General features: G+C 65.6%; 19 protein-coding genes. 8 read left to right on the top strand and 11 right to left on the bottom strand.

What is annotated here, in order from left to right:
- Window positions 1-74: 74 nt before the first annotated feature.
- Genes OIU19_RS12415 through tagH form a run of 11 tightly spaced genes read right to left on the bottom strand, consistent with a single transcriptional unit; the run spans window position 75 to window position 16,245 of the window.
- Window positions 75-1,847, bottom strand: coding sequence for an SUMF1/EgtB/PvdO family nonheme iron enzyme (locus tag OIU19_RS12415; protein WP_186552821.1), 1,773 nt, complete (start codon window positions 1,845-1,847; stop codon window positions 75-77).
- Entirely contained in the window at window positions 1,840-3,042 is a 1,203-nt protein-coding gene (locus OIU19_RS12410) for an ABC transporter permease (RefSeq protein WP_264235246.1), read from the bottom strand. Before OIU19_RS12410 ends, OIU19_RS12415 begins: the two co-directional genes overlap by 8 nt.
- Window positions 3,042-3,758: an ABC transporter ATP-binding protein gene (locus tag OIU19_RS12405; RefSeq protein ID WP_319004511.1), complete on the bottom strand. Its 717-nt coding sequence runs from the start codon at window positions 3,756-3,758 to the stop codon at window positions 3,042-3,044. Before OIU19_RS12405 ends, OIU19_RS12410 begins: the two co-directional genes overlap by 1 nt.
- Window positions 3,758-6,772, bottom strand: coding sequence for a serine/threonine-protein kinase (locus OIU19_RS12400; protein ID WP_264235244.1), 3,015 nt, complete (start codon window positions 6,770-6,772; stop codon window positions 3,758-3,760). Before OIU19_RS12400 ends, OIU19_RS12405 begins: the two co-directional genes overlap by 1 nt.
- A gap of 7 nt (window positions 6,773-6,779) precedes the next feature.
- Complete coding sequence (locus OIU19_RS12395) at window positions 6,780-7,499, bottom strand: PP2C family serine/threonine-protein phosphatase (protein ID WP_264235243.1); 720 nt, start codon at window positions 7,497-7,499, stop codon at window positions 6,780-6,782.
- Window positions 7,496-8,152 (bottom strand): type VI secretion system-associated protein TagF, encoded by a 657-nt coding sequence (tagF, locus tag OIU19_RS12390; protein WP_264235242.1) that lies wholly within the window; start codon window positions 8,150-8,152, stop codon window positions 7,496-7,498. Before tagF ends, OIU19_RS12395 begins: the two co-directional genes overlap by 4 nt.
- Window positions 8,149-11,652 (bottom strand): type VI secretion system membrane subunit TssM, encoded by a 3,504-nt coding sequence (gene tssM, locus OIU19_RS12385; RefSeq protein ID WP_264235241.1) that lies wholly within the window; start codon window positions 11,650-11,652, stop codon window positions 8,149-8,151. Before tssM ends, tagF begins: the two co-directional genes overlap by 4 nt.
- Window positions 11,649-12,956, bottom strand: coding sequence for a DotU family type VI secretion system protein (locus OIU19_RS12380; protein WP_264235240.1), 1,308 nt, complete (start codon window positions 12,954-12,956; stop codon window positions 11,649-11,651). Before OIU19_RS12380 ends, tssM begins: the two co-directional genes overlap by 4 nt.
- A 6-nt stretch (window positions 12,957-12,962) precedes the next feature.
- Window positions 12,963-14,297 (bottom strand): type VI secretion system baseplate subunit TssK, encoded by a 1,335-nt coding sequence (tssK, locus tag OIU19_RS12375; RefSeq protein WP_264235239.1) that lies wholly within the window; start codon window positions 14,295-14,297, stop codon window positions 12,963-12,965.
- A 15-nt stretch (window positions 14,298-14,312) separates the two neighbouring features.
- The gene (tssJ, locus tag OIU19_RS12370) at window positions 14,313-14,810 is read right to left on the bottom strand and encodes a type VI secretion system lipoprotein TssJ (protein WP_186552830.1); all 498 of its coding nucleotides are present in this window, start codon (window positions 14,808-14,810) and stop codon (window positions 14,313-14,315) included.
- Window positions 14,811-14,859: 49 nt separating this feature from the next.
- Window positions 14,860-16,245 (bottom strand): type VI secretion system-associated FHA domain protein TagH, encoded by a 1,386-nt coding sequence (gene tagH, locus OIU19_RS12365; protein ID WP_264235238.1) that lies wholly within the window; start codon window positions 16,243-16,245, stop codon window positions 14,860-14,862.
- A gap of 395 nt (window positions 16,246-16,640) precedes the next feature.
- On the opposite strand from tagH, the gene tssA reads away from it, so the two are divergent.
- The 8 genes from tssA to tssH all read left to right on the top strand — a co-directional run bounded on the left by tssA (window position 16,641) and on the right by tssH (window position 26,508).
- On the top strand, window positions 16,641-17,678 hold the full coding sequence (gene tssA / locus OIU19_RS12360; protein WP_264235237.1) for a type VI secretion system protein TssA: 1,038 nt from the start codon (window positions 16,641-16,643) through the stop codon (window positions 17,676-17,678).
- Window positions 17,679-17,750: 72 nt separating this feature from the next.
- Window positions 17,751-18,266, top strand: coding sequence for a type VI secretion system contractile sheath small subunit (gene tssB / locus OIU19_RS12355; protein WP_186552833.1), 516 nt, complete (start codon window positions 17,751-17,753; stop codon window positions 18,264-18,266).
- Between the two features lie 11 nt (window positions 18,267-18,277).
- Complete coding sequence (gene tssC / locus OIU19_RS12350) at window positions 18,278-19,771, top strand: type VI secretion system contractile sheath large subunit (protein WP_264235236.1); 1,494 nt, start codon at window positions 18,278-18,280, stop codon at window positions 19,769-19,771.
- A 66-nt stretch (window positions 19,772-19,837) separates the two neighbouring features.
- Window positions 19,838-20,326 (top strand): type VI secretion system tube protein Hcp, encoded by a 489-nt coding sequence (locus OIU19_RS12345; RefSeq protein WP_186552835.1) that lies wholly within the window; start codon window positions 19,838-19,840, stop codon window positions 20,324-20,326.
- A 123-nt stretch (window positions 20,327-20,449) separates the two neighbouring features.
- A complete protein-coding gene (gene tssE, locus OIU19_RS12340; RefSeq protein ID WP_264235235.1) occupies window positions 20,450-20,965 on the top strand; it encodes a type VI secretion system baseplate subunit TssE in 516 nt (171 codons plus the stop codon).
- Window positions 20,962-22,824, top strand: coding sequence for a type VI secretion system baseplate subunit TssF (tssF, locus tag OIU19_RS12335; RefSeq protein ID WP_264235234.1), 1,863 nt, complete (start codon window positions 20,962-20,964; stop codon window positions 22,822-22,824). Before tssE ends, tssF begins: the two co-directional genes overlap by 4 nt.
- The gene (gene tssG / locus OIU19_RS12330) at window positions 22,788-23,840 is read left to right on the top strand and encodes a type VI secretion system baseplate subunit TssG (protein ID WP_264235233.1); all 1,053 of its coding nucleotides are present in this window, start codon (window positions 22,788-22,790) and stop codon (window positions 23,838-23,840) included. Before tssF ends, tssG begins: the two co-directional genes overlap by 37 nt.
- The gene (tssH, locus tag OIU19_RS12325; protein WP_264235232.1) at window positions 23,833-26,508 is read left to right on the top strand and encodes a type VI secretion system ATPase TssH; all 2,676 of its coding nucleotides are present in this window, start codon (window positions 23,833-23,835) and stop codon (window positions 26,506-26,508) included. Before tssG ends, tssH begins: the two co-directional genes overlap by 8 nt.
- Window positions 26,509-26,512: the final 4 nt, after the last annotated feature.

Genomic DNA, 26,512 nt, shown 5'->3' with positions numbered 1-26,512 from the left:
CAGGTTCTCGCTTGGGTTGTACAGGTCCGGGTGGCGTCATGCCGCCCGGGATGGCTTGCTTGCATTGCAGTCGTTCAAGGGCGCGGGGCGGCCGATGCCAGCAACTCCTTGAGGATCGTCGCCGGATCGGCCCGCCGTTGCTGGCGGTACTCCCCGACGTGGCGGACGAACAGGGTGGCGCGGCTCTCCAGGCTCTTGCCCAGGACCGGCTTGAGATTGAGTTCTTGCTTGACCCGCTGGAACTGCGCCTGGATCACCGCGTCGGTGTAGCGCGTGCCGCTGGCCAGGTTGTCGATATAGATCGCCACCGCGCCATCGAGGGCGCTGCGGCCGTTGGCGATGGCGGCGCCGTACATGCGCGCGCTGGTCTGATCGCCAGCCGCTTGCGCCTTGGCCTGGGTGTTGCGCAGGTTGGTCAGGCGAATGTTGTAGTTGTTGATGGTTTCGGCCACCAAGGCTGCGGACTGGATCAAGTTGCCGGCGGCCTCCTCGCGCTGCTGGGCGATCAGCGAGACGTTGCGCTTGAGCTCTTCATTGACCAGGCCCAGCTCGGCTTGCAGGCGCGGGTCGGTGGCGCTGGCGATGATCCCGTCCAGGCGCTTGGTCGGGTCCTGGGCGTCATCGATGGCATCGGTCAGGCTGGCCAGGCGACCCTCCTTTTGCCACTGCTCGAACAGCTCCTGATAACGCGAACGCGGCGCCGACAGCGCGCCAATGGCCAGGCGAAAACCGGTGGTCTCGTTGCGCTGCTCGGTGCCGTCGGCGCCAAACAGCGGGTACTCCCGGCGCATGCCAGTAAACAAGGTGCCCTCGCCTTCCAGGTAGTTGCCGCCCTTGACCACGAAGCCGCCATAAGCGCCCTGGCGGCGCCCGGCATGGACCAGCTGGAACGACTCCTGCACCATCTCCGCAGCGTTGCCGATCACATCGAACAAGCCCAACGGGTTAGGCAACTTGGTGCCGATTGGCAACAGTCGCGCAGCCTGGCCTGTGCCGCCGGCGACCTGGTTGAACACCGCCCAGTCGGCCAACGGCCCTTCGCTGTCGCTGCCCTCGACTTTGCGCGGGAACAAGCGGCCCTCCAGCTCCTGGCGACTGACCAGCGAGCCACCGCGCGCGGCGAACTCCCACTCCACCTCGGTCGGCAGGCGCACGAAGCCAGTGCCGCCATCTTCGGCTTTGCTACCACGGCCACTGACCGGCAACAGCGCGCGGTGATGCTGCATCAGCCAGGCGCTGTACACCGCAGCGAAACGCTCGGCCTCAAAGCGCGACAGCTTGACCTTGGGCAGGCGCCCGGCCATGTCGGTGACTGGCGCGCACGCCGGCGGCTGCTCGCCACTGGCCAGCGCCTGGGCCTGGGCCATCACCTGGGCATACTGGCGGGCGGTGACTTCGTACTTGCCGATGAAATACATCATCGGTTTGAGCGGGCTTTTCGCGTCGACCTTGGGCAGGTTCGGCGAGACCTGCTGTTGCCACTGCGGGGCCAAGTCGGCCAGGCTGAACTGACCGTTGATGAAGTCGCGCCGATAGCCAGAAATGAACGACTGCTTGTAGCCCGCCTCGCCTTCGCTGAAGGGATAACCCAGGCTCACCTCACGATCGTCGAGGCTGCCTTGGGCCAATACATAGACAGGGCGGAAGACGATTTCGCCGCCACAGGGCAGCGGCAGGCTGACATCCCCTGCCAAGGGTTTGGGGTTGTCCAACTTGTCAGCGGCGAGCGGCTGGCCAGTCTCAGCCTTGGCAGCTGCCTTGGGCTGTTCATCCTCTGCCTGAGAGCAGGCGCCCAGGCTGAGGGTGGCTAGGATCAGGGCCAGCGCCCCGAGGCGAAATTCAGACATCACGGATTCCTTCGCAAGCATCGATCCGCGCCACCCGCCAGCCACCCAGGGCGGCAGCCAAGGTGCTGGCCGAGAGGACGGCGAGCAGCGCGACGAGGTAGTGCAGGGGCAGCAGGCGGCTGGCGTACTCGCCCGGCACCTGGGTGAACATTCGATTCAGGCCGAGCTCGGCCAGGGCATACAGCAGGCCGCCAAGGGCCGCGGCGAACACCCCGCTGTACAACGCCTGGAGCACCACGAACAGCAGCAGTGCGCCAGTGCCGAAGCCAAGCAGGCGTAGCACCGCCAACTCGCGCTGCTTGCGCTCGACCGCCGCCACCGCGCCTGCGCCGATGGCGGCCGTAGCGCCAGCGACAGCCAGGGCCGCGATGATCCAGAACACCAGGTCAAGATTGCGGCTCAGCGACTGCACCTGGGCGATCTGCGCCGCCTGGGTCGACACCAGCCATTTGCGCTCGGCAAAGTACTGGCGCAGCGGCTCGACATCGTTCAGCGAACGGGCATACAGGCGAAACGCCGGATACACCCGCTGGGTGGGATTGGCCTCACGCTCACCGGCCCAGTCCAGGGCAGGCACGGCGCGGCCATCGCGATAATCTTCAGCGGCCTCCAGCAGCGTCAGCGAGGCAAATAGTCCATCGCGTTCAAAGGCCGCCAGCGGCAACACCGCCAGCACCTGCAGCTCGCTCTGGCGCCATTGCAACTGCCCCGCCTGCTGGCGGCTGAAGCTGGCCAATAGCGAGTCACCGGCCTTGACCCCAAGCTTTTCTGCCGCAGTGAAGCTGAGCACCGCTTGTTGCAGGCCGGTTGGCACTGGCACCCCTTGCAGCAACGGGTCGCCGTCAGCGGTGGGGAGCATTTCCACCGTCACCGCGCGGCCCTGTGCCGGTAGCCGCAACTCGGCTGTCGCGGCGATCTGCCGGGTCCGGGCAATGGCGAATGCCACCTCATCGCGGGTAGCCAGATTGGCGATGAACGCGGCATCGAAACGACCACCGCCCAAGGGGATGATTTCGCGCACGCCAGGATCGCGCTGCAAGCGCTCGGTCAGGCTACCGACCAAGCCGAATTTGAGTCCGAACAGCACCAGCAGCGGCGCAATCACCGCCACCAGCGCCAACACGCTGCAGGCCGACAGCCGTGCATCGCTGCGATAGTCCTGCCAGGCCAGGCTGGCGATCAGCCGCGGGCGCATCAGGCGGCCCTGTCCAAGGTAGCCGTGACACCACCCTCGGCATCACGCCGACAGCTCATGCGCAGCACCCGCAGGCCAGCGTCACGGGCCAGTTGCTCGTCATGCGTGGCGATCACGCAGGTCACCCGGCGTGCCTCGGCCTGACGCAGCAACAGGCCCATGACCCGCTCGGCGTTGAGCGGATCCAGCGCCGCCGTCGGCTCATCGGCCAACAGCAGCGCCGGCTGATGGGCCAGGGCGCGGGCGCAACTGACGCGCTGGCGTTGGCCGAGCGACAACGCCCCCGGGCGTTTTTCCAACTGGTCATGTACATCCAGCGCGTGCGCCAGGCGCTCGACACTGCCGTCCTCGTCCAACCCCAGCAGTTGCCGAGGCAGGCGAATATTGCCGCGCACATCGAGAAAGCCCAGCAGCCCACCGGCCTGCAACACATAGCCCAGATGGCGGCTACGCAGGGCGGCCAGACGGTCGAGCCGACGACTGCGCCAGAGCGCGGCGATATCTTCCTCGCGGCCATCGAGGGCGAGGCTGAACGCCTGCGCAGCATCAGGTTCGAGCACCAGCGCGAGCAGGTCGAGCAAGGTGCTTTTGCCACAGCCACTGGGGCCGACCAACGCCACCCGCTCACCCGCCGTCAAGCACAACCGCTCGATCTCCAGGCTGTAGCGCTGGCTACCCTCGCCACGCGTCTTGCGCACCTCGTGCAGGTTGATCATCACGGCAGCGTCGACAGCGGGACACGGTACAAGGCGTCACCCGGCTCGGCGTTGCCGAAACGCACCCAGTTGGCCATGTCGTTGTGGAAGGTTTCGTAGAGACGAATCTTCGAGTCGAGCTCGTCGATGAAGTCTTGCTGCTCGGCGACCGACAGCGACAGCCACAGGTCCTGGCTCATGCTCAGCGACTTGCTGCGGTACGGCAGCCCTTCCAGGTACTCGCCGAGCACCCCGCTCTGGGCCAGATTGGTGCCCTTGCTCAGTGCCCCAGGATCGCGGCTCATGTAGGCACTGGCGCTGGCGATCTCATTGAAGAAATCGCCAGGCGAGCTACGGGTCTTACGCGCCGCATCGACGATCAGCTTGAGCGACTGCTGCAAATCGTTGAGCTGCAGCTTGGTCAGCATCACGCACACCTGCAAGGTGGGCAGCGCAGGGTTGGTCAGGTCGCGGTCGGCGGTCCAGGCGCTGACCAGTTGCGGCGCCTGGCTGGCGTTCTGGCGGCCAAGGAAATCCATGTGCATGGCATAGCCGATGGCCTGCGACTTGGCTGCCAGGCTCGACGCCGAGGTCAGCAATGGCACCGGCTGGGGCTGCTGGCTACGCACCTGGTGGACCAACTCGGCGAAGGTCGAGCCGATCTCGCGCACGCGCTCGCCAAAGGCGTTGACGTCACCGCCGGGCACCGACACATACAGGTCGCCGATCTGCGGGTTACTGTCGGCCGTCAGCACCCGGTACTGCTGCTCGGCGCCAGCATGATTCTTCTGCCCCGCCGGGGTGCGCAGGTGCAGGGCGTAGATCTTGATCTGCTTGCTCAAGGCGGCCTGGCGCACTTCGGCCTCGTTCATCTGGGTGCTGCTGTAGGGGTCGTTCTTGCGCAGCGCGCCAGCATCGCTGACCAACAGCACGATGCGCCCGCCATAGCCGTTCCAGTCCATGCCTTCAACGGCCTGCATGACCCCGGCAAAGGCATCTTCATTGAACGAGTGACTGGAAACGTTGGTGGCCTTCACTTGCGCCGCAGCTTTGAGGAAGCGCGCCGGATCGCGGCCCTGCTCCAGGCTCACCAAGGTCTTGCTCAGGTAGTCCAGCCCCGGGGTGCGCTTGGTGCTGTTGCGAAAGCCGATCAGGCCAAAACTGACGCTGTCCAGCTCGCCACGTGCGGCCAACTGCTGTTGCAGCTCGCTGACCACTTGGCGCACGCGGTCGATGTAGGGCTGCATGGAAACCGAGGTATCCACCACCAGCACGATACCGGTGCGGAACCCCTTGCCATCGGCACCCGCCACCCCGGCGGCCTTCGGCGGGGTGTCACGAGCGCTGGCGCCCGGGTCAATCGAGGCGATGTTGAGCAGTTGCACCGGCTGGCCCTGAGCATCGAAGCTTTCGCGGAAATCGAAGATCGGCATCAGGTAGAACTGCTCTTGCGGCACAGCGCTGGCAGTCGGCTCCAACGCCATGACCTGCGGCACCTGCTCGGGATGGTTCTGCGCCTTGAGCAACTGCTCGCGCGCCTGGCCGGTGTCATCGAGCAGGCGCTGCACGTCGTCGGCAGTGCGCATGAACATCACCGGTGAGCGGCCTGAGCGCTCGGTGAGTTTGAGCACCAGGCTCTGTTTCCAATCACTGCTCGCGCTGGCCGGCAGCCAGCCATCGCGCTGACCATCGCTGGAGCTGCCGACCTCGATCCAAGGCTTACCGTCGACCTCCTTGCGTTGGTAGACATAGAGCACGCTGAACGCTGGCAAACGCTCGCCAGCACTGCCGCCAGGCTGATCGAACAGCTGCGCGCCGGGCTGGCTGAGCACACGCTGGTAGAGGGTCTTCTTGCCGGGCATCAGCAACGGCCGCTGGTCATCGACGGCGGCGAGCGGTGTGCGCTCAGGCGCAGTTTGACCGGCGGTCTGCGCCACTGGCGATTGCTCTAGCGGCGCCTGCGCTGCGGGCTGCTGGTCGCCGCCGAGCAGCCAGAAGAACGCCCCACCCAGGCCCAGCGCAGCGGCAATGGCCAAGGCCAGGACTGCCTTGGCGGGTTTATTCGATGCCGATTTGGCAGCTGGCGCAGGGGCGCGGTCGACAGTGGCGGCGCTAACCGGCTCGGGCGCTGGCGGCGCCTTGGGGATCTCGATAGACACCGGCGTCAGCCCGGCCAGATCTGGCTTGGCCGGTGCCACTGGTGGTAGCGGCAGCGGGCGGATGACAGTGCTGTCAGTGCTTTCTGCTGGCAAGCGGTCCAGCGCTGCCAGCAACGCGGCAGCATCGGCGAAGCGCTCGTTCGGGTCCTTGGCCAGCAGCCCGCGCAGGATGTCCTGGTAACGGCCATGCTCGATGGGCAATTCCGGCAGTGGCTCGGTCAAGTGAGCCAACGCCGTGGACAGCGCATCGGTGCCGTTGTACGGCAGCTTGCCGACCAGGATTTCATACAGCACCACGCCCAACGCGTAGAGGTCGGCGCGGCCATCGATCTCAAGCCCGCGGGCTTGTTCGGGGCTCATGTAGCTGGGTGTGCCCACAGCAAAGCCGGCCTGGGTGAACTGGGTACGATCATCCAGCGACTTGGCGATGCCGAAGTCCGACAGCACGGCGGTGCCATCGGCGCGGAACAGGATGTTGGCCGGTTTGACGTCACGGTGCACCAGCCCCTGGGCGTGGGCATAGCCCAGCGCCTGGGCGATCTGGCGCACATACAACAGGCCCTGCTGCGGCGTCAGGCCGTCGGCGATGCGCTCCTTGAGCGTACCGCTGGGCAGAAACTCCATGGCCATGTAGTACAGCTCGCCAACATTGCCGATGTCGTGAATGGTGGCGATGTGCGGATGCGCCAAGCGGGCCAGGGTACGGCCTTCACGCAGGAACCGCTCGCAGAAGGTCGGGTCGGCGGCCAGGCTCGCGGCCATGACCTTCAACGCCACCTTGCGCTGCAGTGAGCGCTGGGTGGCCAGGTAGACGCTGGCCATGGCGCCTTGGCCAATCTCGCCGTCGATGTCGAATCCGGGGATGTGCATGTCCATGCTCTGTTCAGTTCGCCTTTACGACCACAGCGGTGATGTTGTCCGGCGCGCCACGGGTCAGGCCCAGATGGACGAGGCTGCGCACCACTTGGTAGGGATCGGCGTGGCCGAGCACTTCGGCGATCTCGTGATCTTCGGCGGTCTTGTTCAGCCCATCGCTGCACAGCAGGTAGGTATCGCCCGGCTGTACCTGCAAGGTGACCGCCTGCAGCTCGAGGTGATCCTCGACGCCAATGGCGCGGGTGACGATGTTGCCGCGTGGGTGCACACGCGCCTCGGCCTCGTTGAGCAGGCCACTGTCCTGCAGCTCCTGGACGTAGCTGTGGTCGTGGGACAGGCGCTCGATGCTGCCATCGCGCAGGCGGTACAGCCGACTGTCGCCGGCCCACAGGCCAATCGCCTGGTCACCGCGTGCGGCCAGCACGACGACGGTACTGCCCATCATCGCCACACCCCGGCGCAGCGTTTCCTCGCGCACCGTGCCATTGACCCAGGACAGCCCGTCGCGCACCTCATCGGCAAATTCGCCCAAGCAGTCGAGCATCGGCAGACTGCGCAGGCTGTCCACCGCCAGGCTGCTGACATAATCGCCCGCCGCATGCCCGCCCATACCGTCGGCCACCGCCCACAAGCCCGCCCAGGTCAATTCCAGGCAGGCGTCTTCGTTGATCTTGCGGACCATGCCGACATGGCTGTAACTGGCCGCGGTGTAATGCATGGCGGTCATCTGCAATCTGCCTCGTTGCCCAGGAGATACCCGGCGAAATCCTCACTGCGCGGCAACCCCACACAGCGCATCAGGCCGGCGGCGATCCGCTCCGAACCCCTGCCCCACCAAAGGCTGGTGCCCTCGCAGGCACACTCGGCCAGGGCCAGTGCGCGCCCTTCAGGGGTGGTGACCTGCAGCCTGCGCATCGCAGTGAACGAAGCCCGTGCGCCCGGCAGCTGCGGCCTGGCACCTGGGAAAGGGCGCAAGGCCGCCTCGAACTGTTCGAACGAAGCCTGCGGCTCAAGCGTTGCCAGCAGATCGCTCTCCACCTGCTCGAACCACTCATCACCGCCAGACACTGCGGCTGCCAGCGACTCACCCGGTGCCAGCAGCTGCGCCACAGTCAGCGGAAAATAGCGCCCGACCCGGTCGATGCTCGGCATTACCACGCCGACCACCGCCGACTCGCCGCATACCCCCGCCGCCAGGGCAAAGCGCCACAGCGGGCTGACCAGATACGCCTGCAACCACTGCTCGCCCAACTGCTGCTGGCTGGCCTGCAGGCCCGCCGCCAACCATTGATCCCAGGGCTGGATGAAGCTCTGCGGCAAACCGCGACTGACAAAATCGCCGCGACTGGCGAGCTTGCCGTAGAAGCCGAAATCGTTCACAGGCGCTCCGGCAGGCTGAAGCCACTGACGCGGCTGCGGAACGGGTTGAACGCGCTGCTGGCGCGCAACTCGTACGAGACACTGGCGCCATCGACGCGCAGGCGCAGGTTGAAGCGCTCAGGCGATCCGGCGGCCACCAGGTCGGACTGATCGAGCAGGCGGAACCAGGCCCACGGCCCCTCCATGGTCAGCCCGGAGCGGCCGCTGGCCGCAGGCGGCGAGATCGACAGGCGGACCACGCCAATGCTGTTGGGATTGGGCCATTGCAGCGCTACCGGCCGGCTCGGGCCGTGGTCGTAGCTGACCTGCTGGCCATCCAGATCGAGCAAGAACTGGGTGATCGAGGCATCCATCGCCACCGGTTTGAGCTCGAAACGTACCCCCGGCTGCATGCCGCCACTGGCACGGAAGTAGGCATCGCGAATGGCGGCGGCGCGCTGGAAGGTGGCCAGGACGTTGCTGTTGATACCCAGCTTCTGCGCCGCCCCCGGCTGCCAGCTCCACGGCGTCGAGGAGGTGTTGACGTAGGGTTGCAGGTACTTGCGGAAGTAGTTGTCCATTACCCCGCCCACCCCGAAGAACTGACCGAAATCTTCCAGGGTGGCATCGCGCGCACTGCCGGCCACTAAGGGATAACGGCCGCTGAGCGACTGGCGGTAGACGTTGAGCACTTCGCTGTTCCAGGCGGCGTTGAGCTGGTTGCGCACCCCGCCCATGACAATGGTGTGGGTCGAGCCGAGCACCGAACTCACCAGGTTCTGCACCACCTCAGGCTGACGCGCAGCGCCCAGGGCGACCCGCTGCGCAGCGGCCTGGGCCTGGTTCTTGGCCTCGCCCAGCAGCGCGTCGCCACTGGCGCCGACCATGGCGCTGACCTGCACGTACAGGGCATTGAGGTCGCTGAGCAGTGCATCGATGGCAGCTGGCTGGCCTTCGCTGGTTTCCACCAGGGTGGCCAGCTCGGCGAAGTGCGCGGTCACCGGGTCCAGCTCACGCGCGGCGGGGTCGTCGCTGGGTAGCGGCGCATCACCCAACAGACCGCCCAGGCGCTGACGCAGCTGATCGACCCCGGCCTGCTCGGCCTTGGCCTGGACCTTGTCGAGGCTGGTTGGCTGCGCCAGGTTGGTTTGCTTGGCCGCCGCCTGCAGCAACTTCTTCATCGGCGAGGTCGGACCGGACAGCACCCGCAACACATCGGCGGCCTGCCCGACACTGGTGATCGGCACGAAGTCGAGGTCGGCCAGCAGCGCATCCCAATGACGGATGTAGTCCTGGTAATACAGCTGCTGCACATCGGCGGCCAACCGCTTGGCATCGCCCGACTCGCTGGCCTCGCGGCCCAGCACCCAGCGTTCTTCGGCCAGCGTCTCGCTGTGCGCAAGGCTCGCAGCGAGAAACGCCTTGCGGTAGCCCTCGACGGAGAAGATGCCCGGCAGCGGCTCGTCCAAAGGCTTGCCACTCTTGCGTCGGAACACTAGCGCCGCATCGCGCCCGGCAGCGTCGCTGATACGAAAATCGCTGACCCCAGCCGGCAGTTTCTGCCGTTTGACCCGGTCATAGACGCGCTGGGCCACCGGTAACTGCTGCAGCTGGCGGCGCACGTCCTCGACCAGGCGCTGGTCCAGGCGGGCATTTGGCGGCCGGCGCTCGAACAGCGCCTGCAAGTGCTGCTCCAGGGCCTGGCGCTGCTCGGGCGCCAGGTCGCGCGGCAGGCTGCGCTCCCAATCGAGGCTGATCCAGGCCTTGATGAACTCAGGGTCGTAATGCTCGCTGTCGGCGAGCATCAGGTAAGCCTTGAGGCCCTCGTAGAGGTAATCGGACGGGCCACCGGCATACAGCTGCTCCTCGATGCGCGTCACCAGCCGGGGGGCGAACACAGCGATCAGCAATTTGCGATAGACGCTGTTCGATTCGCCTTCGAGCATGTCGCCCTGGTACAGCCCCAGGCCCTCGGCCCAGCTTGGCGGGTTGTCGGCCAGGCCGCGCACGGCATTGAGCAGCCCCAGCACTTCAAGCACGTTGCGCTGCGCCGGGCTCAACTCCTGAACACTTCTGCCCAACGGCTTGAGCCGGCTGTCGACTTCGGCGATGTACTGCTGGTTGGCGCGATAGCTGAGGGTCCACAAGGTGCCGACCACCAGCACCAAGGCCACGCTCAGGGCCAACGCGCCGCGGGCGATCCACTTGCGCCGGCGCTCGACCTGCGGGTTGTTGCCGACCAACCCGCGCTCGGCGAAGGCTACGGCGCTGAACAGACGCTCGATGAAATAACTGCGGCCGGTACCGCTCTGGCGGGCCAGGTGGGCGCGGTCCAGGCCCATGCTCTGGGCCATGCTGCCGATCAGCCGGTCGATCGGGCTGCCTTCCTGGGTACCGCTGGTGAAATAGACCCCGCGCAGCAGTGCGCGGTCTTCGAAGGCGTTGGGTTTGAACACGCCATCGAGGAAGGTCTTGAGGTTACCGCGCAAGGCGGCAAACTGCTGCACGAAGCCGTAGACCAAGTCACGCCTGGCCGGGTCGCGCTCCTGTTGCAGGCGCTCGACCAGACGCTGGTTGAGGCGCTGCTCGAGCAATCCGAACTCGCTGCCGAACTGGGCCAGCGGGCCTTCGCCGTGCTGGCCGTCGTCCAGGCCAAAGGTCATGCCCCAGACCTGGGCGCGCTCGTCCTTGCCAAGGTTGTCGAAGAACTCCATGAAGCCCGGCACCAGGTCGAGCTTGGTCAGCATCAGGTAGATCGGGAAGCGCACGCCCAACTGGCTGTACAGCTCCTGGATCCGCGTGCGGATCGCCACCGCATGCGCGGCGCGCTCGGCCTCGCTGCCCAGCAGCAGGTCAGACAGGCTGATGGCGATGAACGCGCCATCGATGGGTCGGCGCGAGCGCTGGTTCTTCAGCAGGTCGAGAAAGCCCAGCCAGGCCGCCTTGTCGACTTGCGCGTGGCTGTCCTGGGTGGTGTAGCGGCCCGCGGTGTCGAGCAGCACCGCCTGGTCGGTGAACCACCAGTCGCAGTTGCGTGTACCGCCCACGCCACGAATGGCGCCCTCGCCCATCTGCGCCGCCAGCGGAAAGTGCAGGCCGGAATTGACCAGCGCCGTGGTCTTGCCCGAACCGGGTGGGCCAATGATCACGTACCACGGCAGCTCGTACAGGTTGCGCCGCTCATCGCCCCCCAGGCGGGCCTTTTTCAGCAACTGCAAGGCTTCGTCCATGCGCTGGCGCAGGGTCGCCAGCTCTTCGGCGGTGGCGACGCTGGCAGGGTCGGGCGCGCTCTCTGCGGCCAGGCTCTGGATCACCTTGGCCGCCTGCCGGCGGGCCTGGACGATGCGCCACAGGCGATAGCCGAGCCAGCCGGCGAACAGCAGGATGATCAACACCCAGCGCGGCGCCGCTGGCACCAGTACATCGAGCAGCGGGCCGACGAACCAGATGATCAGGCTCAGGGCCAGCAGGCCCAGCAGCGGAATCACCCAGCGGATGACAAAACTGAAAAACGCCTTCACTCGACGCCCTCCGCCAAAACGGTGATTTCAACCCGGCGATTCTTCGCGCGGCCTTGGGCGCTGTCGTTCGACGCCAGCGGTTCGGTGTCGCTCAGGCCTTGCGCGGTGAAGCGCTCAGGCTGGCCGGTACGCGCCGCGAGAATATCGCGCACTTGTTCGGCGCGGGCTTGCGACAGTGCCCAGTTGGAGGGGAAGCGCAGTGTCGCGATCGGTCGGTTGTCGCTGTGCCCGGAGACCCGCACGTTGCCCTTGACCTTGGCTACGGCCTCGGCGATGCGCAGCATCAGCGGCTCGAAATCGCCCTTGATGCTGGCGCTGGCGGAGGCAAACAGTTCATCGCCACGAATGGTCACCACCGAGCGGTCGACCGCATCCTCGACGCTGACTCGCCCGGCCTTGATGTCGTCTGCCAGGAACCCCGCCAGGCGCGGGCGCTCCACCGGTTTCGCCTGGACCACTGGCCGATCCATCGCCTGCACCGGGATTTCCCCCAGCGCATGGATGCCACGAAACACCGGCTCGGCATCGGCGGCCAGCTTCAGGCGCAGGCCGAACAGCACCAGCAGCAGCAGGGCCAGGGCCACCGCCAGGCCAACCCAGGGCGGTACGAACTGCGCCAGGCGATCACGCGTCACCGTCACCCCACGCCAATGCGGCGACAGTTCGCGCTCGACATCACCGCGGGCACTACGAATCGCCGAGGCGGTGCGTTCGCGCAGCGCTTCCAATTGCGCCCGGCCGCCGTTCATCACCCGGTAGCGACCTTCGAAGCCGAGGCTGGTGCACAGGTACAACAGCTCCAGCAGGTTCAGCCGCTCACGCGGGCTCTGCAGGCAATGTTCGAGCAGTTGGAACACCTTCTCGCCGCCCCAGGCCTCGTTGTGCACGGTGATCAACAGGCTCTGCTTGCTCCAGTCACTGCTGCTGCCCCAAGGCGTGCTGAGCACCGCCTCATCGAGCGCGGTGCACAGGGCGTAGCGCGCCAGCAGCACCTCGTTGCGCGCCACCCCGGCAGCCTCGGCGCGCTCCTCGAACTGGCGCAGGTAGGCCAGCAGTTGCGCGCGCAAACTGGCCGGAGCCGGGTGCGCAATGGTGTTGCGCAAGCGGGTGAGCAGCGCCAGCAGCGGCCCCGCCGCCTGCTCCAGCGGATTGAGCCCCTGGGCCTGGCCCGGCGCCAGTGGCTCGGCGGGCAGGTTCAGCGGCGCCGGGGCCGGCTGGACCGCTGCGGCCGGTTGCGGGCCTCGGCCACCGGGCCTGGGCATGAACTGGGTGCGGTCGAACGCCTGCGGATCGTCGGAGTGCATCGCGGCTTATCCTCGAATGGCCCAGAAGGCCAGGCTCAGGCCGGGGAACTCGCCGGCGACATAGAAGGCGAAACCACCGGAATGCTGCAATTGCTTCCAGTGCTCGCTGCCGCGGTCCAGCTCAAAGTAGGTCGAGCCGGCATGGAACGGGATCTGCCGTGGCGCCACCGGCAACGGCAGCAGGCCGATACCCGGCAGTTGCAGGTTGACCATGTCGCGGATGTGCTCCACCGAGCCGACCTTGCTCTGCTGGCCGAACCGGCTGCGCAGGGTCTCGCTGGGCACATCGGCGCGCACCACCAGGATGAAGCTGGCGCTGTCGAGCAGGCTGCGGTCGGCGAGCATGGCCACGTGAATGCCGTAGGCCTTCTCGATGATCGGGATGGCGACCGCCTTGCTGTCGATCAGCATCGACAGCGCTTCGCGCAATGCGCTCATGACTGGAGCGAAGGTCGCCGCTAGATCGTCGTGTTGGTACACCGGATAGCTGGCCGGACGCCGGCCTTCACTGCAGAAGGTGGCGAACTCACCGGCCAGGCTGACCAGCTCGCTGTACAGCCGCTCGGGGTGCAGCGGGCTGAGCTGGTTGAGGTGTTCGAGCAGTGGCTGGGCGCGGTTGACCAGTTGCAGCAGCATGAAGTCGGCAATTTCCGAGGCGCCGCCGTTGGCCGAGGCCACCACCCGCCCGGCCAACGCCTCGCCACGCTGGTGCAGCAGGCCCAGCAGTTCGCTGCGAAACCCTGAGAGCACGTTGTTGGCACTCACATCCAGCAGCGGCGCAATGTAGTTGTCGTCGAGCACCAGGGCGCGGTCGGCACGCTTCTCACGGATACGCACCACACCCAGCGCGGCATGATCGCTGACCCCATCGACCTCACTCAGCAAGCGCAGGGCGCGGCTGCCCAGGGCCAGCGGCGCACGGTTCTCGAACGGGGCGTTATCGTCACGCACCTCGCTGATACGGCTGACGTAGCGCGCACCTTCGGCAGCTTCGCCTTCGTCGACGGTATCGCGGGCGCCGGCGCGCTTGAGCGGCAGGCCCAGGTAGATCAGGCCATCGCGCAGGTCATCAGGAATCTCCAGCGGCGGCGGCGGCAGGTCATCGCGAGGGATATCGAACGGCGTGCCGTCAGGCAGCAGGCCACGCGCGCTGAGGATCGCCAGCTTGCCCTGGGCCAGCAGGCCCTGGTCGATCAGCAGCTCGGAGAACCCCCAGGCAGCGCAGGACAATGGCCGGCTGCGGGCATCGATGAAGTTCTCCAGGTAGCGGTCTTGCTGCTGGAAGTGCTGGGTCGTGATGAACATGCCTTCCGACCAGACCACGCGATTGTTCCAGGACATGGGTTCTCCGATTGCCTAGCGGGCAGACTCAATGGGTTGGACGGCCACGGCGCTGCGCACGGCGCGCACATCGAGGCTGATCTGATAATCGCGCGGTGGCACAGGGAGCACGCTGCGCCACTGGGCCTGGTCGATTTCGCGGTAGCCGACCACCAGGCCAATCTGGCGGGTGGCCGGGTCAAGGGGACGCTCGACGCTCAATTGTTCACCGGGCTGCAGCAGCACCTCGTCCTGGTCGAGCAGGTCGGCGGCCAAGGTCGCCTGGGCGCGCTCGGCCAAGGCGAAGTAGTCGGCGCGGGCAAACGCCGCGCTGTTTTTCAGCTCGTAGATACGCACCCGGACTGGCGCAGGTATACCGCTGGCACCTGGGTTGAGCCCTTCGGCGGCGCTGAAGTACAGGGTCACGGCATGGCCGGCGGCGGCCTGTTCGGCCACGGGCGCTACGCTCGCATCCTTGCTGCAGGCACTGAGCAGTGCGAGAGCCGCGACTGCGATCAGTCTTGTTGCATTCATCCTCGTCCTCATGACGTCTTGGTGTTCTTCCTGTCCTGCTGCATGTGCCTCAGGAGCGTTGCAAGCGAGCGCTGTGAGCCTCGTAGGCGCGGCTGAACTCGCGACCGAACAAGTCTTGGAAATCGTCCTCGGCCTCGCGCGAAATCTGCCCGTAAAGCTCGGTGAACTGCTGCCAGCAATGGGCTTGGCGCGAGCCGCCGAACAGCTTGGCCAAACCTGCGGCGGGGGCTAGGCGCGCCTCCAGCCGAGCAGGTTCGAAGCGCGTCAGCAGGTGCTTGATCGCGGCTTCCACGCCAGCCATGACGGCCAACTGATGGGCGCGCAGGTCATCGAAGCTGTCGCGTACCGCCTGGTCCGGAGCGAGAAACGCCTGATTGCCATGGCGCAGCAGCAACAGCAGGGCTTCGTCAGCGTTGGGGGCGAACTTCAGGGGGTTGTTCTGCACCGGGGCGATGGAGGTCTGTTGCATGCGGAACTCACCCTTGAGGCTGCTGCGTGCACGCAATACGTCGATCAACCCTTCGACCATCAGCCGGTAGCTGCGACCAATGGCTTCCATCTGCGCCGTGGCGTCACCGCCATCGATGCGCAGATGTTCGATACCCGCGCCACGCAGGAAGGCCTGCAGCAGCGCATCGCCTTCGACCGCCGCAGCCGCTGCACGCGGCGCAGGCTCGGGTGCCTGCTGGGGCAGCTGTTGCGCCACAGGCGCAGTTGTTTGCGCTGGCGCCAGCGGCGCAGCGGCCGGGGCAGGCGGCACAGCTTGCGCCGGTGCGGCAACCGGCGGCAGGTCATCGAGCAGGTGCCAGTCCGCTGGGATCACCCCTGGCCCGGCAGGTGCGGGCGCAGCCTCAGCTGGCGTGGGTGGCGCGAGCGGCGTGGGTGGGCGGAAATCGTGTTGCTGGGCAGGCAGGTGATCGGCTTGACTGGCCGCAGGCACGGAAGATGGGCCGAGAAAGTCGAACAGATCCGGCAGGGTGTCGTGGCTCGAAGCCCCCTGCAAGAAGGCCGCGGGTGCCGGGGCAATCGGTGAGCTGGAGGCACTCGCCTGATTGGCCATCAACGCTTCGAAGCTCTGCGCTTGCGGCTGACCGCCAGCGCCCAGGGAAAAGCCCGCATCGACCCGTGCCTGGATCTCGTAATCGCCAATCCGAATAACTTCGCCATCCATCAATGGCTCACTGTTGCCACGGCGCAGGCGAATACCGGCGTGAACTAACTCCACACCATTTGTACTGTTATCGGTCAGATAGTACCGGCCATCCCTGAATTGGATGACGCAGTGCTGTGAAGATACCAAGCGTTCAGGATCGGGCAGTACCCAGTCATTATCCGGGCCACGTCCAATAGTGATGGCACTACTTTCCACGACCTTCTCCGAGCATTGTCCCGGGGTGATCTTGTGGTAACTAGTAATTGTTAGGCAAAGTGCCACCACGCCTCCTGCATATATTGCAACGCCCGATTCCATTCAATTGAGTGTTTCAGCACGACCGTCCAAAAAACTCAGTAAAACTTTGAATTTGCTGGTTATTCTTGCGGTTATTTGCGCTTGGGTCGTGAATTCTAACCACACGAAACTCGCACTTTGCTGGCAGTCGACCAATGGCGCTCAACACCTGCCAACTCGATCACACCCCCACTCGAGGGCAGCTAGCTTACCTTGACAGCAATTTGGAAATAAACCATAAATGCGCAACTTGAGAGTGCCAAAGTGATATCGCCGTGATGTCAACTTCGCATTCTTTGACAAGTTTGTGCGCCAGTTCACATAACGCAACTCGCGCAAGTCAAGCCCTCACCACGGGCCGATATGGAGATCGAATTCTGGTGAACTCGCCGTTGCTGCTCGCCGCTGTTTCCGCAGACTTTCCTTGCGGCGACGACCTCGAATACGACCCGGATTTCCTGCAACTGGAGCGCGATGCCCAGGGCCGGCCCGAGCGTGTCATGGGCGATGCCATCCAGCCGGCCGAGCCACCACAGTGGCGTGCTATCGAAGCGTCTTGCAGCGCCTTGCTGCAACGCAGCAAAGACCTGCGCATCACCCATTTTTTGCTGCAGGCCAACCTCGCCCTGCACGGTTTGCCGGGCCTGGCTGCCAGCCTCGAACTGATCCGCGATCTGCTCGATGAGTACTGGCTGCACGTGCACCCGCAGCTCGATGCCTCCGACGACAACGACCCTACCGTGCGCATCAACGCCCTCGCCGGGCTGACCTGCGATGCCAACATCGCCCTGCTGCGCGAGGCGGTGCTGGCCCGCTCGCGCGCCTTCGGCCCGGTGAGCCTGCGTGCGGCACTCAATGCCGCTGGTGTGCAGCACTTCGCCAGCGAGCAGCTGAGCGTCGAAGAACTGGCTGCGGCCCTGCGCGACGCCGATCCCGAGCAACTGGCACAGACCCGCCAGGCCCTGGCCGCAGCCCGCGAAGCCTGCGAGGCCATCGAGCGGCGCGTCAGCGATCAGGTCGGTTCGGCCAGCGGGGTCGACCTCAGCGCCCTCAAGCAGCCACTGCGCCAGGCGCAGCAAGTGCTTGGCGATTACGCGCCAGGCGGCGAACTGCCACTGGGCGAAGCCCAGAGTGGCGCTGACGACAGCCCAGACAGCGACCAGCAAAGCGCCGCGCAGCCTGCGCAAAGCCTGCGCCAGTCAGCTCGCCCCGGTGAGGTCAGCAGCCGCGAAGAGGTGCTGCAAAGCCTGGACCGCCTGCTCCAGTACTACGCCCGTCACGAGCCGTCGAGCCCGTTGCCGGTGCTGCTGCGCCGGGCCAAGAACCTGGTCAATGCCGACTTCGCGACCATCGTCCGCGACCTGATCCCGGACGGTCTCTCGCAATTTGAAAACCTGCGCGGTCCCGAGGCCGACTGAGCTCCCACGCGCACCGCTTAACCGACGCCCGCAACAGACGAAGCCGCCGCACCGGCGACCAGGAGGAACAACGTGGCGAACACCAGCTCCCAGAAATTCATCGCACGCAACCGTGCGCCGCGGGTGCAGATCGAATACGACGTCGAGCTGTATGGCGCCGAGAAGAAAGTCCAATTGCCGTTCGTCATGGGCGTGCTCTCGGATCTTGCCGGCAAACCCGCCGAGCCGCTGCCGGCTGTGGCCGAGCGCAAGTTCCTGGAGATCGACGTCGACAACTTCGACTCGCGCCTCAAGGCCATGCAGCCACGGGTAGCGTTCAACGTGCCCAACGAGCTGACCGGTGAAGGCAACCTGAGCCTGGATATCACCTTCGAGAGCATGGACGACTTCAGCCCTGCGGCCGTGGCGCGCAAGATCGACGCGCTCAACCAGCTGCTCGAAGCACGCACCCAGCTGGCCAACCTGCTGACCTACATGGACGGCAAGACCGGCGCCGAGGACATCATCCTCAAAGCGATCAAAGACCCTGCCCTGCTGCAGGCCCTGGCCAGCGCGCCAAAGCCTGCCGACGTTGACCCAAGCGCCTGAGGAGACCGCCCATGAACGATCCATTGCGCGACACCCAGTCGCAACCGGCCACCACCCAGGAGCCGAGTGAATTCGCAGCGCTGCTGCTGCAAGAGTTCAAGCCCAAGACCGAGCGCGCCAAGGAAGCCGTCGAAAGCGCCGTGCGCACCCTCGCCGAACAGGCCCTGGCACAGACCAACCTGGTCTCCAACGATGCCATTGGCTCGATCGAGCAGATCATCGCCGCCATCGACGCCAAGCTCACCGCCCAGGTCAACCAGGTCATCCATCACCCCGATTTCCAGCAGCTGGAAAGCGCCTGGCGTGGCCTGCACTACCTGGTCAACAACACCGAGAGCGACGAGCAGCTGAAGATCCGCGTGCTCAACATCTCCAAGAACGACTTGCACAAGACCCTGAAGAAATTCAAGGGCACCGCCTGGGACCAGAGCCCGGTGTTCAAGAAGCTCTACGAAGAAGAGTACGGTCAGTTCGGCGGCGAGCCTTATGGCTGCCTGGTCGGCGACTACTACTTCGACCAGTCGCCACCGGATGTCGAGCTGCTCGGCGAGATGTCCAAGGTGTGCGCCTCGATGCACGCACCGTTCATTTCCGCCGCCTCGCCGACGGTGATGGGCATGGGTTCGTGGCAGGAGCTGTCCAACCCGCGTGACCTGACCAAGATCTTCACCACCCCGGAATACGCCGGCTGGCGCTCGCTGCGTGAGTCGGAAGACTCGCGCTACATCGGCCTGACCATGCCGCGCTTCCTCGCACGCCTGCCCTACGGGGCCAAGACCGACCCGGTGGAAGCCTTCGCCTTCGAAGAAGACACCGACGGCGCCGACAGCAGCAAGTACACCTGGGCTAACGCGGCCTACGCGATGGCGGTCAACATCAACCGCTCGTTCAAGCACTACGGCTGGTGCTCGCGCATTCGTGGCGTTGAGTCGGGCGGCGAAGTGCAGGGCCTGCCGGCGCACACATTCCCCACCGACGACGGTGGCGTGGACATGAAGTGCCCGACCGAAATCGCTATTTCCGACCGCCGTGAGGCAGAGCTGGCGAAGAACGGCTTCATGCCGCTGCTGCACAAGAAAAACACTGACTTCGCCGCATTCATCGGCGCCCAGTCGCTGCAAAAGCCGGCCGAATACGACGACCCGGACGCCACCGCCAACGCCAACCTGGCTGCGCGCCTGCCGTACCTGTTCGCCACCTGCCGTTTCGCCCATTACCTCAAGTGCATCGTTCGCGACAAGATTGGCTCGTTCAAGGAAAAGGACGAGATGCAGCGCTGGCTGCAGGACTGGATCCTCAACTACGTCGACGGCGATCCGGCGCACTCCACCGAGACCACCAAGGCCCAGCACCCACTGGCGGCTGCCGAAGTGGTGGTCGAGGAAGTCGAGGGCAACCCGGGTTACTACAACTCGCGCTTCTACCTGCGCCCGCACTACCAGCTCGAAGGGCTGACCGTGTCGCTGCGCCTGGTTTCCAAGCTGCCATCGGCCAAGAGCGCCTAAACCTCGCGAAGGGGCGGCATCGCCGCCCTCTAGCACTGCCAAACGACGCGACATTCCGGAGACATCATGGCTGTAGATATTTTCATCAAGATCGGCGACATCAAGGGCGAGTCCATGGACAAGGCCCACAAGGACGAGATCGACGTGCTCAACTGGAGCTGGGGCATGTCCCAGTCCGGCAACATGCACATGGGCGGTGGCGGCGGTGCCGGGAAGGTCAATATCCAGGACCTGTCGATCACCAAGTACGTCGACAAATCCAGCCCGAACCTGATGGCCCACTGCTCCAGCGGCAAGCACATCGACAAGGTCAAGCTGACCGTGCGTAAAGCCGGCGGCGAAAGCCAGGTCGAGTACCTGATCATCAACCTTGAAGAAGTGCTGATCAGCTCGCTGAGCACCGGCGGCTCGGGCAGCGATGATCGCCTGACCGAAAACGTCACCCTGAACTTCGCCAAGGTCACTGTCGACTACCAACCGCAGAAGGCCGATGGTTCCAAGGAAGGCGGGCCGATCAAGTACGGCTGGAACGTGCGCTCCAACGTCAAGATCTGATCTGGGCGTCGTCTTTTTCGCGGGCAAGCCCGCTCCCACAATGGCCATCGGTTGCCCCTGTGGGAGCGGGCTTGCTCGCGAAGCAGGCGACGCGGTCCCGAACTGTTCCAGCGGAGTTTTTCCGTGGTAGCCAACATCGCCGCCCGCGACCTTCTGCAACCCTCGTTACTGGATCGTCTGACCGACGACGAGCCCGGCAACCTGCAGGAAGCCGCCGACAAACGCGTGCTGTCCTTGCAACAGCTCAAGGCCTCGGTGCTGCGCGACCTGACCTGGCTGCTCAACACCACTTCGCTGCTCGACACCCAGGCGACCCTGCACACACCAGCCGGTGCCTCGGTGATCAACTATGGCCTGCCCGCCCTGGCCGGCAACAGTGCCTCGAATATCGACCTGGCCGCCCTGGAGCGCATCATCCACCAGGCCATCGCCACCTACGAACCACGCATTCTTGCCCACACCCTGAAAGTGCGGGCCCAGGCGGCGCCCGGCGAGATGAACGCCAACGCCCTGAGCTTCGAGATCGAAGGCGACCTGTGGGCGCAACCGGCCGCCCTGCCCTTGCTGCTGCAGACTGACCTGGACCTGGAGTCGGGCCATGTGCGCGTGGCCCCCGCCGACCGCCGGAGACGTGCATGAACCCGCGCCTGCTCGAGCTGTACAACCAGGAGCTGCAGCACATCCGCGAAAGCGCGGCAGAGTTCGCCAAGGAATACCCGAAGATCGCCGGCCGCCTGACCCTGTCCGGCATCGACTGCGCCGACCCGTATGTCGAGCGGCTGCTGGAGGGTTTTGCCTACCTGACGGCGCGGGTGCAGTTGAAGCTCGACGCCGAATACCCGACCTTCACCCACAACCTGCTGGAAATCGCCTACCCGCACTACCTGGCGCCGACGCCGTCGATGACCGTGGTGCAGATGCAGACCGACCCCGACGAAGGCTCGCTCAGCGCCGGTTTCCAGCTGCCGCGGGGCAGCGTGCTGCGCGCCAACCTTGGCCGTGATACGCAGACGCCCTGTGAGTTTCGCAGCACCCAGGACGTCACCCTTTGGCCCCTGCACGTGGCCCGCGCCGAGTACTTCGGCAACCCCGGCGCGGTGCTCGGCCGGCTTGCCAGCAGCGAACCCAAGGCCCGCGCCGGGCTGCGCCTGACCCTGCGCAGCGGCGCTGAAGTGCCGTTCGCCAGCCTGCCATTGAAGCACCTGCCGCTGTACCTCAACGGCGCCGACGAAACGCCGTTTCGCCTCTACGAGCAACTGCTGGGCAATGCCTGCGCGGTGTTCGTTCGCCAGCCAGGGGCTGACTGGGTCGAGCGCATCCCCGTCGAGCAAGCCTTGCTACCCTGCGGCTTCGATGACCAGGAGGCGGCGCTGCCGGTGGTGCCCCAGGCGTTTCAGGGCTACCGCTTGCTGCAAGAATACTTCGCCCTGCCGCAGCGCTTTCTGTTCGTCGATTTCGCCGGCCTGGAGCGCGCGGTCAAACGCTGCAGCGGCCAAGAGCTGGAGCTGCTGATCTTGTTCGAGCGCTTCGACCAGAGCCTGGAAAGCAGCGTCACGGCCACCCAGTTCGTGCCCTTCTGTACCCCGGCGATCAACCTGTTCCCGCGTCGGGTCGACCGCATTCACCTGAGCGACAAGGTCAACGAACACCATGTGATTGCCGACCGCACCCGGCCGACCGATTTCGAGATCCACTCGCTGCACCGGGTAACTGGCCATGGCACCGGCGCCGATCAAGAATTCCTGCCGTTCTACGCCGTACGCGATCCGTCGCGCTATGGCCGCGAGCAGTCCTACTACATCGTGCGCCGTGAGCCGCGCGTGCTGTCCAGCGAACAGCGGCGCAATGGCACCCGTTCGAGCTACATGGGCAGCGAGACCTTCGTCAGCCTGGTCGACGGCCAACAGGCGCCGTATCGCCACGACCTGCGCCAGCTGGGCATCAGCGCGCTGTGCAGTAACCGCGACCTGCCGCTGTTCATGAACATCGGCGACGGCCGTAGCGACTTCAGCCTGGCCGACAGCGCCCCGGTGTCGGCCGTGCGCTGCCTGGCCGGGCCGAGCCGCCCGCGCGCCAGCCACGCCCACGACAACCGCGCCTGGCGGCTGATCAGCCAGCTGTCGCTGAACTACCTGTCGCTGACCGAGCAAGGCCAGGGCGCAGCCGCCCTGCGCGAGTTGCTCCGGCTGTATGGCGACAGCCAGGACAGCGCGCTGCAATTGCAGATCGACGGCCTGCGCGAGGTCAGCAGCAGAGCCTGCACCCGGCGCCTGCCGATGCCCGGGCCGATCGTTTTCGGCCGTGGCCTGGAGATCACCCTGGCGTTCGACGAGAACGCCTTCCGCGGCACCGGGGTGTTTCTGCTCGGCGCGGTGTTCGAACGTTTCCTCACCCGTTACGTGTCCATCAACAGCTTCACCGAAACCGTGCTGCGCACCACTGAGCGCGGCGAGATCATGCGATGGAAAGCCAAGCCCGGACGCCGACCGACCCTGTGAACACGCTCGAGGCCATGCAGGCCGAGCCCTGGGAGTACGATTTCTTCCAGGCCCTGCGCCGGCTCGAAGCAGAACACCCCGACCTGCCACGCTTCGGCCATTCGCTGCGCCTGGCCGATGAGCCGGTGCGCCTTGGCCAGCGCCTGGACTGCGCGTTCGCCCCGGCAACCCTGGCCTCGGTAAGCCCAGCTGAAGAACAGCGGCCTGCGCGCCTCGAGCAGTTCTTCTTCGGCCTCGGCGGCCCCAACGGGCCACTGCCGCTGCACCTCACCGAACACATGCGCGAACGCCAGCGCAATCACGCCGACCATACCAGCAAGCGCTTCCTGGACATCTTCCACCACCGCCTGCTGAGCCTGTTCTACCGGGCCTGGGCCGAGGCGCGGCCAACGGTCAGCCACGACCGCCCGGGTGATGACTACTGGGCCGCGCGCCTGGCCGCCCTGAGCGGCCGTGGCCTGCCGGCCCTGCAAGGCCAGGGGCCTTTGGCCGATACCGCCAAGCTGCATTTCTCCGGCCACCTGGCCGCGCAAACCCGCTACCCCGATGGGCTGTGCAGCATCTTGGCCAGTTACTTCGGCGTGCCGGTGAAACTTGAAGAGTACGTCGGCCAATGGCTTGAGCTGCCCGAGCGCAGCCAGCTCGGCGTGCGCGCCAATCGCCTGGGGGTGGATCTGTGCCTGGGCCGCTACGTCTGGGACCGTCAGCACAAGTTTCGCCTGTGCCTGGGCCCGCTGACCCTCGACCAGTACCACGCCCTGCTGCCCGGCGGCAGCGCATTCATCGAACTGGCCGCCTGGGTCGCGGAGTACCAGGGCCACGAGCTGGACTGGGATTTGAACCTGATTCTGCAACGCGAGCAGGTCCCCGCCCTGCAACTCAATGCAGGCCAACGCCTGGGCTTCGATACTTGGCTCGGCCAGCCAGCACGCGATGCCAACGATCTCAAGCTAGCCCGGTATTACGCCGAGCAGCCACTCACACCACCGGGTACAAGGAGTCAGCAACATGGGTGAAATCAGCCGCGCCGCGCTGTTCGGCAAACTCAACAGCGTCGCCTACAAGGCGATCGAAGCCGCCACCGTGTTCTGCAAGTTGCGGGGTAATCCGTACGTGGAACTGGCGCACTGGCTGCACCAGTTGCTGCAACTCCAGGACTCGGACCTGCACCGCATCGTACGCCAGTGCAACATCGAACCTGCGCGCCTGGCGCGGGATTTGACCGACGCGCTGGACCGCCTGCCTCGCGGCTCGACCTCGATCACCGACCTGTCATCGCAAGTCGAGGAAGCGGTCGAGCGCGGCTGGGTCTACGGCAGCCTGATGTTCGGCCAAAGCCAGGTGCGTACCGGCTACCTGTTGCTGGGCATCCTCAAGACACCAAGCCTGCGCAACGCCCTGCTGGGGCTGTCCAGCGAGTTCGCCAAGATCAAGGTCGAGGCTTTGAGCGAGCGTTTCGATGAGTATGTCGGCGACTCGCCCGAGAACAACCTGGGTGCCAGCGACGGCTTCACTGCCGCCGCTCCCGGCGAGGCCAGCGGCGCTGTAGCGCCCGCGGCAATGGGCAAGCAGGAAGCGCTCAAGCGCTTTACCGTCGACCTCACCGAGCAGGCCCGCAGCGGCAAGCTCGACCCCATCGTCGGCCGTGACGAAGAGATTCGCCAACTGGTCGACATCCTCATGCGCCGCCGGCAGAACAACCCGATCCTTACCGGTGAGGCTGGAGTTGGCAAAACGGCGGTGGTCGAAGGTTTCGCCCTGCGTATCGTCGCTGGCGACGTACCGCCAGCGCTCAAGGACGTCGAGCTGCGCAGCCTGGATGTTGGCCTGCTGCAGGCCGGTGCGAGCATGAAAGGCGAATTCGAACAGCGCCTGCGCCAGGTGATCGAGGATGTCCAGGCCTCGCCCAAGCCGATCATCCTGTTCATCGATGAAGCGCACACCTTGGTCGGCGCAGGCGGCGCAGCCGGTACCGGGGATGCGGCCAACCTGCTCAAACCGGCACTGGCGCGCGGCAGCCTGCGCACCGTGGCTGCGACCACCTGGGCCGAGTACAAGAAGCACATCGAGAAAGACCCGGCCCTGACCCGGCGCTTCCAGGTGGTGCAAGTGGCCGAGCCGAGCGAAGACAAGGCGCTGCTGATGATGCGCGGCGTTGCCTCCACCATGGAAAAACACCATCAGGTGCAAATCCTCGACGAGGCCCTGGAGGCCGCGGTCAAGCTGTCGCACCGCTACATCCCGGCGCGTCAGTTGCCCGACAAGTCGGTCAGCCTGCTCGACACCGCCTGCGCACGCGTGGCGATCAGCCTGCATGCGGTCCCGGCCGAGGTCGACGACAGCCGCCGACGCATCGAGGCCCTGCAGGTAGAGCTGCAGATCATCGCCCGCGAAAGCGCCATCGGCGTCGACACCGTCCAGCGCCAAGCCAAGGTCGAGGCCAGCCTGAGCGAAGAGCGCCAGCGCCTCACCGAGCTGGAAAGCCGTTGGGCCGAAGAAAAAGCCCTGGTCGATGAGCTGCTGGCCACTCGCGCGCAATTGCGCGAACACGTCGGCGTGGTCGATCAGCAGATCGACGTTCAGGGCAGCCATGCCCTGCGCGAGCAATTGATCGACCTGCAACAGCGCCTGAGCGCGCTGCAAGGCGAGTCGCCGCTGATTCTGCCAACCGTGGACTACCAAGCGGTGGCTTCGGTGGTCGCGGACTGGACCGGCATTCCGGTCGGACGCATGGCGCGCAACGAAATCGAGACGGTGCTCAACCTCGACAGCCACCTGGCCAAGCGCATCATCGGCCAGGACCACGCCCTGCAGATGATCGCCAAGCGCATCCAGACCTCGCGCGCAGGCCTGGACAACCCGAACAAGCCGATTGGCGTATTCATGCTCGCCGGCACCTCTGGGGTAGGCAAGACCGAGACCGCCCTGGCCCTGGCCGAAGCGCTGTATGGCGGTGAGCAGAACCTGATCACCATCAACATGAGCGAGTTCCAGGAAGCCCACACCGTGTCGACCCTCAAGGGTGCGCCACCCGGCTATGTCGGCTACGGCGAAGGCGGGGTACTGACCGAGGCGGTGCGTCGTCGGCCGTACAGCGTGGTGCTGCTCGACGAGGTGGAAAAGGCCCACCCGGATGTGCACGAGATCTTCTTCCAGGTGTTCGACAAGGGCGTCATGGAGGATGGCGAAGGTCGCCAGATCGATTTTCGCAATACCCTGATCCTGCTCACCACCAACGCCGGCACCGAGCTGATCGCCAGCACCTGCAACGACCCGCAAGCGCTGCCCGATCCCGAGTCGGTCGCCAGCGCGTTGCGCAAGCCGTTGCTGGAAATATTCCCGCCGGCGCTGCTCGGCCGGTTGGTGACCATCCCTTACTACCCGCTCAGCGATGCCATGCTCAAGGCCATCACTCGGTTGCAACTGGAGCGCATCCGCAAGCGCGTGGAGAGCACCCACAAGGTGGGCTTCGCCTACGACGAAGGCGTGGTCGAGCTGATCGTCTCGCGCTGCACCGAGAGCGAAAGCGGCGGACGCATGATCGACGCGATCCTGACCAATGGCCTGCTGCCGGACATGAGCCGCGAGTTCCTCACGCGCCTGCTCGAAGGCAAGCCGCTGGCCAGCGTCAGCATCCGCCGCCGCAACAATGACCTGCACTACGACTTCAGCGCCGCCAGCTGACAGG

The organism is Pseudomonas sp. BT-42-2 (assembly GCF_025847435.2).
Classification (GTDB): Bacteria; Pseudomonadota; Gammaproteobacteria; order Pseudomonadales; family Pseudomonadaceae; genus Aquipseudomonas; species Aquipseudomonas urmiensis.
Note: the sequence above shows the minus strand (reverse complement) of the source record. Positions and strands in the feature narration are given on the sequence as shown.

Bases quoted from the DNA above. Each gene is read 5' to 3' on its own strand.
- OIU19_RS12410 (WP_264235246.1), bottom strand. From the start codon at position 3,042: ATGCGCCCGCGGCTGATCGCCAGCCTGGCCTGGCAGGACTATCGCAGC.
- tssH (WP_264235232.1), top strand. From the start codon at position 23,833: ATGGGTGAAATCAGCCGCGCCGCGCTGTTCGGCAAACTCAACAGCGTC.
- tssG (WP_264235233.1), top strand. From the start codon at position 22,788: ATGGAAAGCCAAGCCCGGACGCCGACCGACCCTGTGAACACGCTCGAG.
- OIU19_RS12345 (WP_186552835.1), top strand. From the start codon at position 19,838: ATGGCTGTAGATATTTTCATCAAGATCGGCGACATCAAGGGCGAGTCC.
- OIU19_RS12415 (WP_186552821.1), bottom strand. From the start codon at position 1,847: ATGTCTGAATTTCGCCTCGGGGCGCTGGCCCTGATCCTAGCCACCCTC.
- OIU19_RS12400 (WP_264235244.1), bottom strand. From the start codon at position 6,772: ATGGACATGCACATCCCCGGATTCGACATCGACGGCGAGATTGGCCAA.
- OIU19_RS12380 (WP_264235240.1), bottom strand. From the start codon at position 12,956: ATGCACTCCGACGATCCGCAGGCGTTCGACCGCACCCAGTTCATGCCC.
- tssK (WP_264235239.1), bottom strand. From the start codon at position 14,297: ATGTCCTGGAACAATCGCGTGGTCTGGTCGGAAGGCATGTTCATCACG.
- tssF (WP_264235234.1), top strand. From the start codon at position 20,962: ATGAACCCGCGCCTGCTCGAGCTGTACAACCAGGAGCTGCAGCACATC.
- tssC (WP_264235236.1), top strand. From the start codon at position 18,278: ATGAACGATCCATTGCGCGACACCCAGTCGCAACCGGCCACCACCCAG.
- OIU19_RS12395 (WP_264235243.1), bottom strand. From the start codon at position 7,499: ATGACCGCCATGCATTACACCGCGGCCAGTTACAGCCATGTCGGCATG.
- tssJ (WP_186552830.1), bottom strand. From the start codon at position 14,810: ATGAATGCAACAAGACTGATCGCAGTCGCGGCTCTCGCACTGCTCAGT.
- OIU19_RS12405 (WP_319004511.1), bottom strand. From the start codon at position 3,758: ATGATCAACCTGCACGAGGTGCGCAAGACGCGTGGCGAGGGTAGCCAG.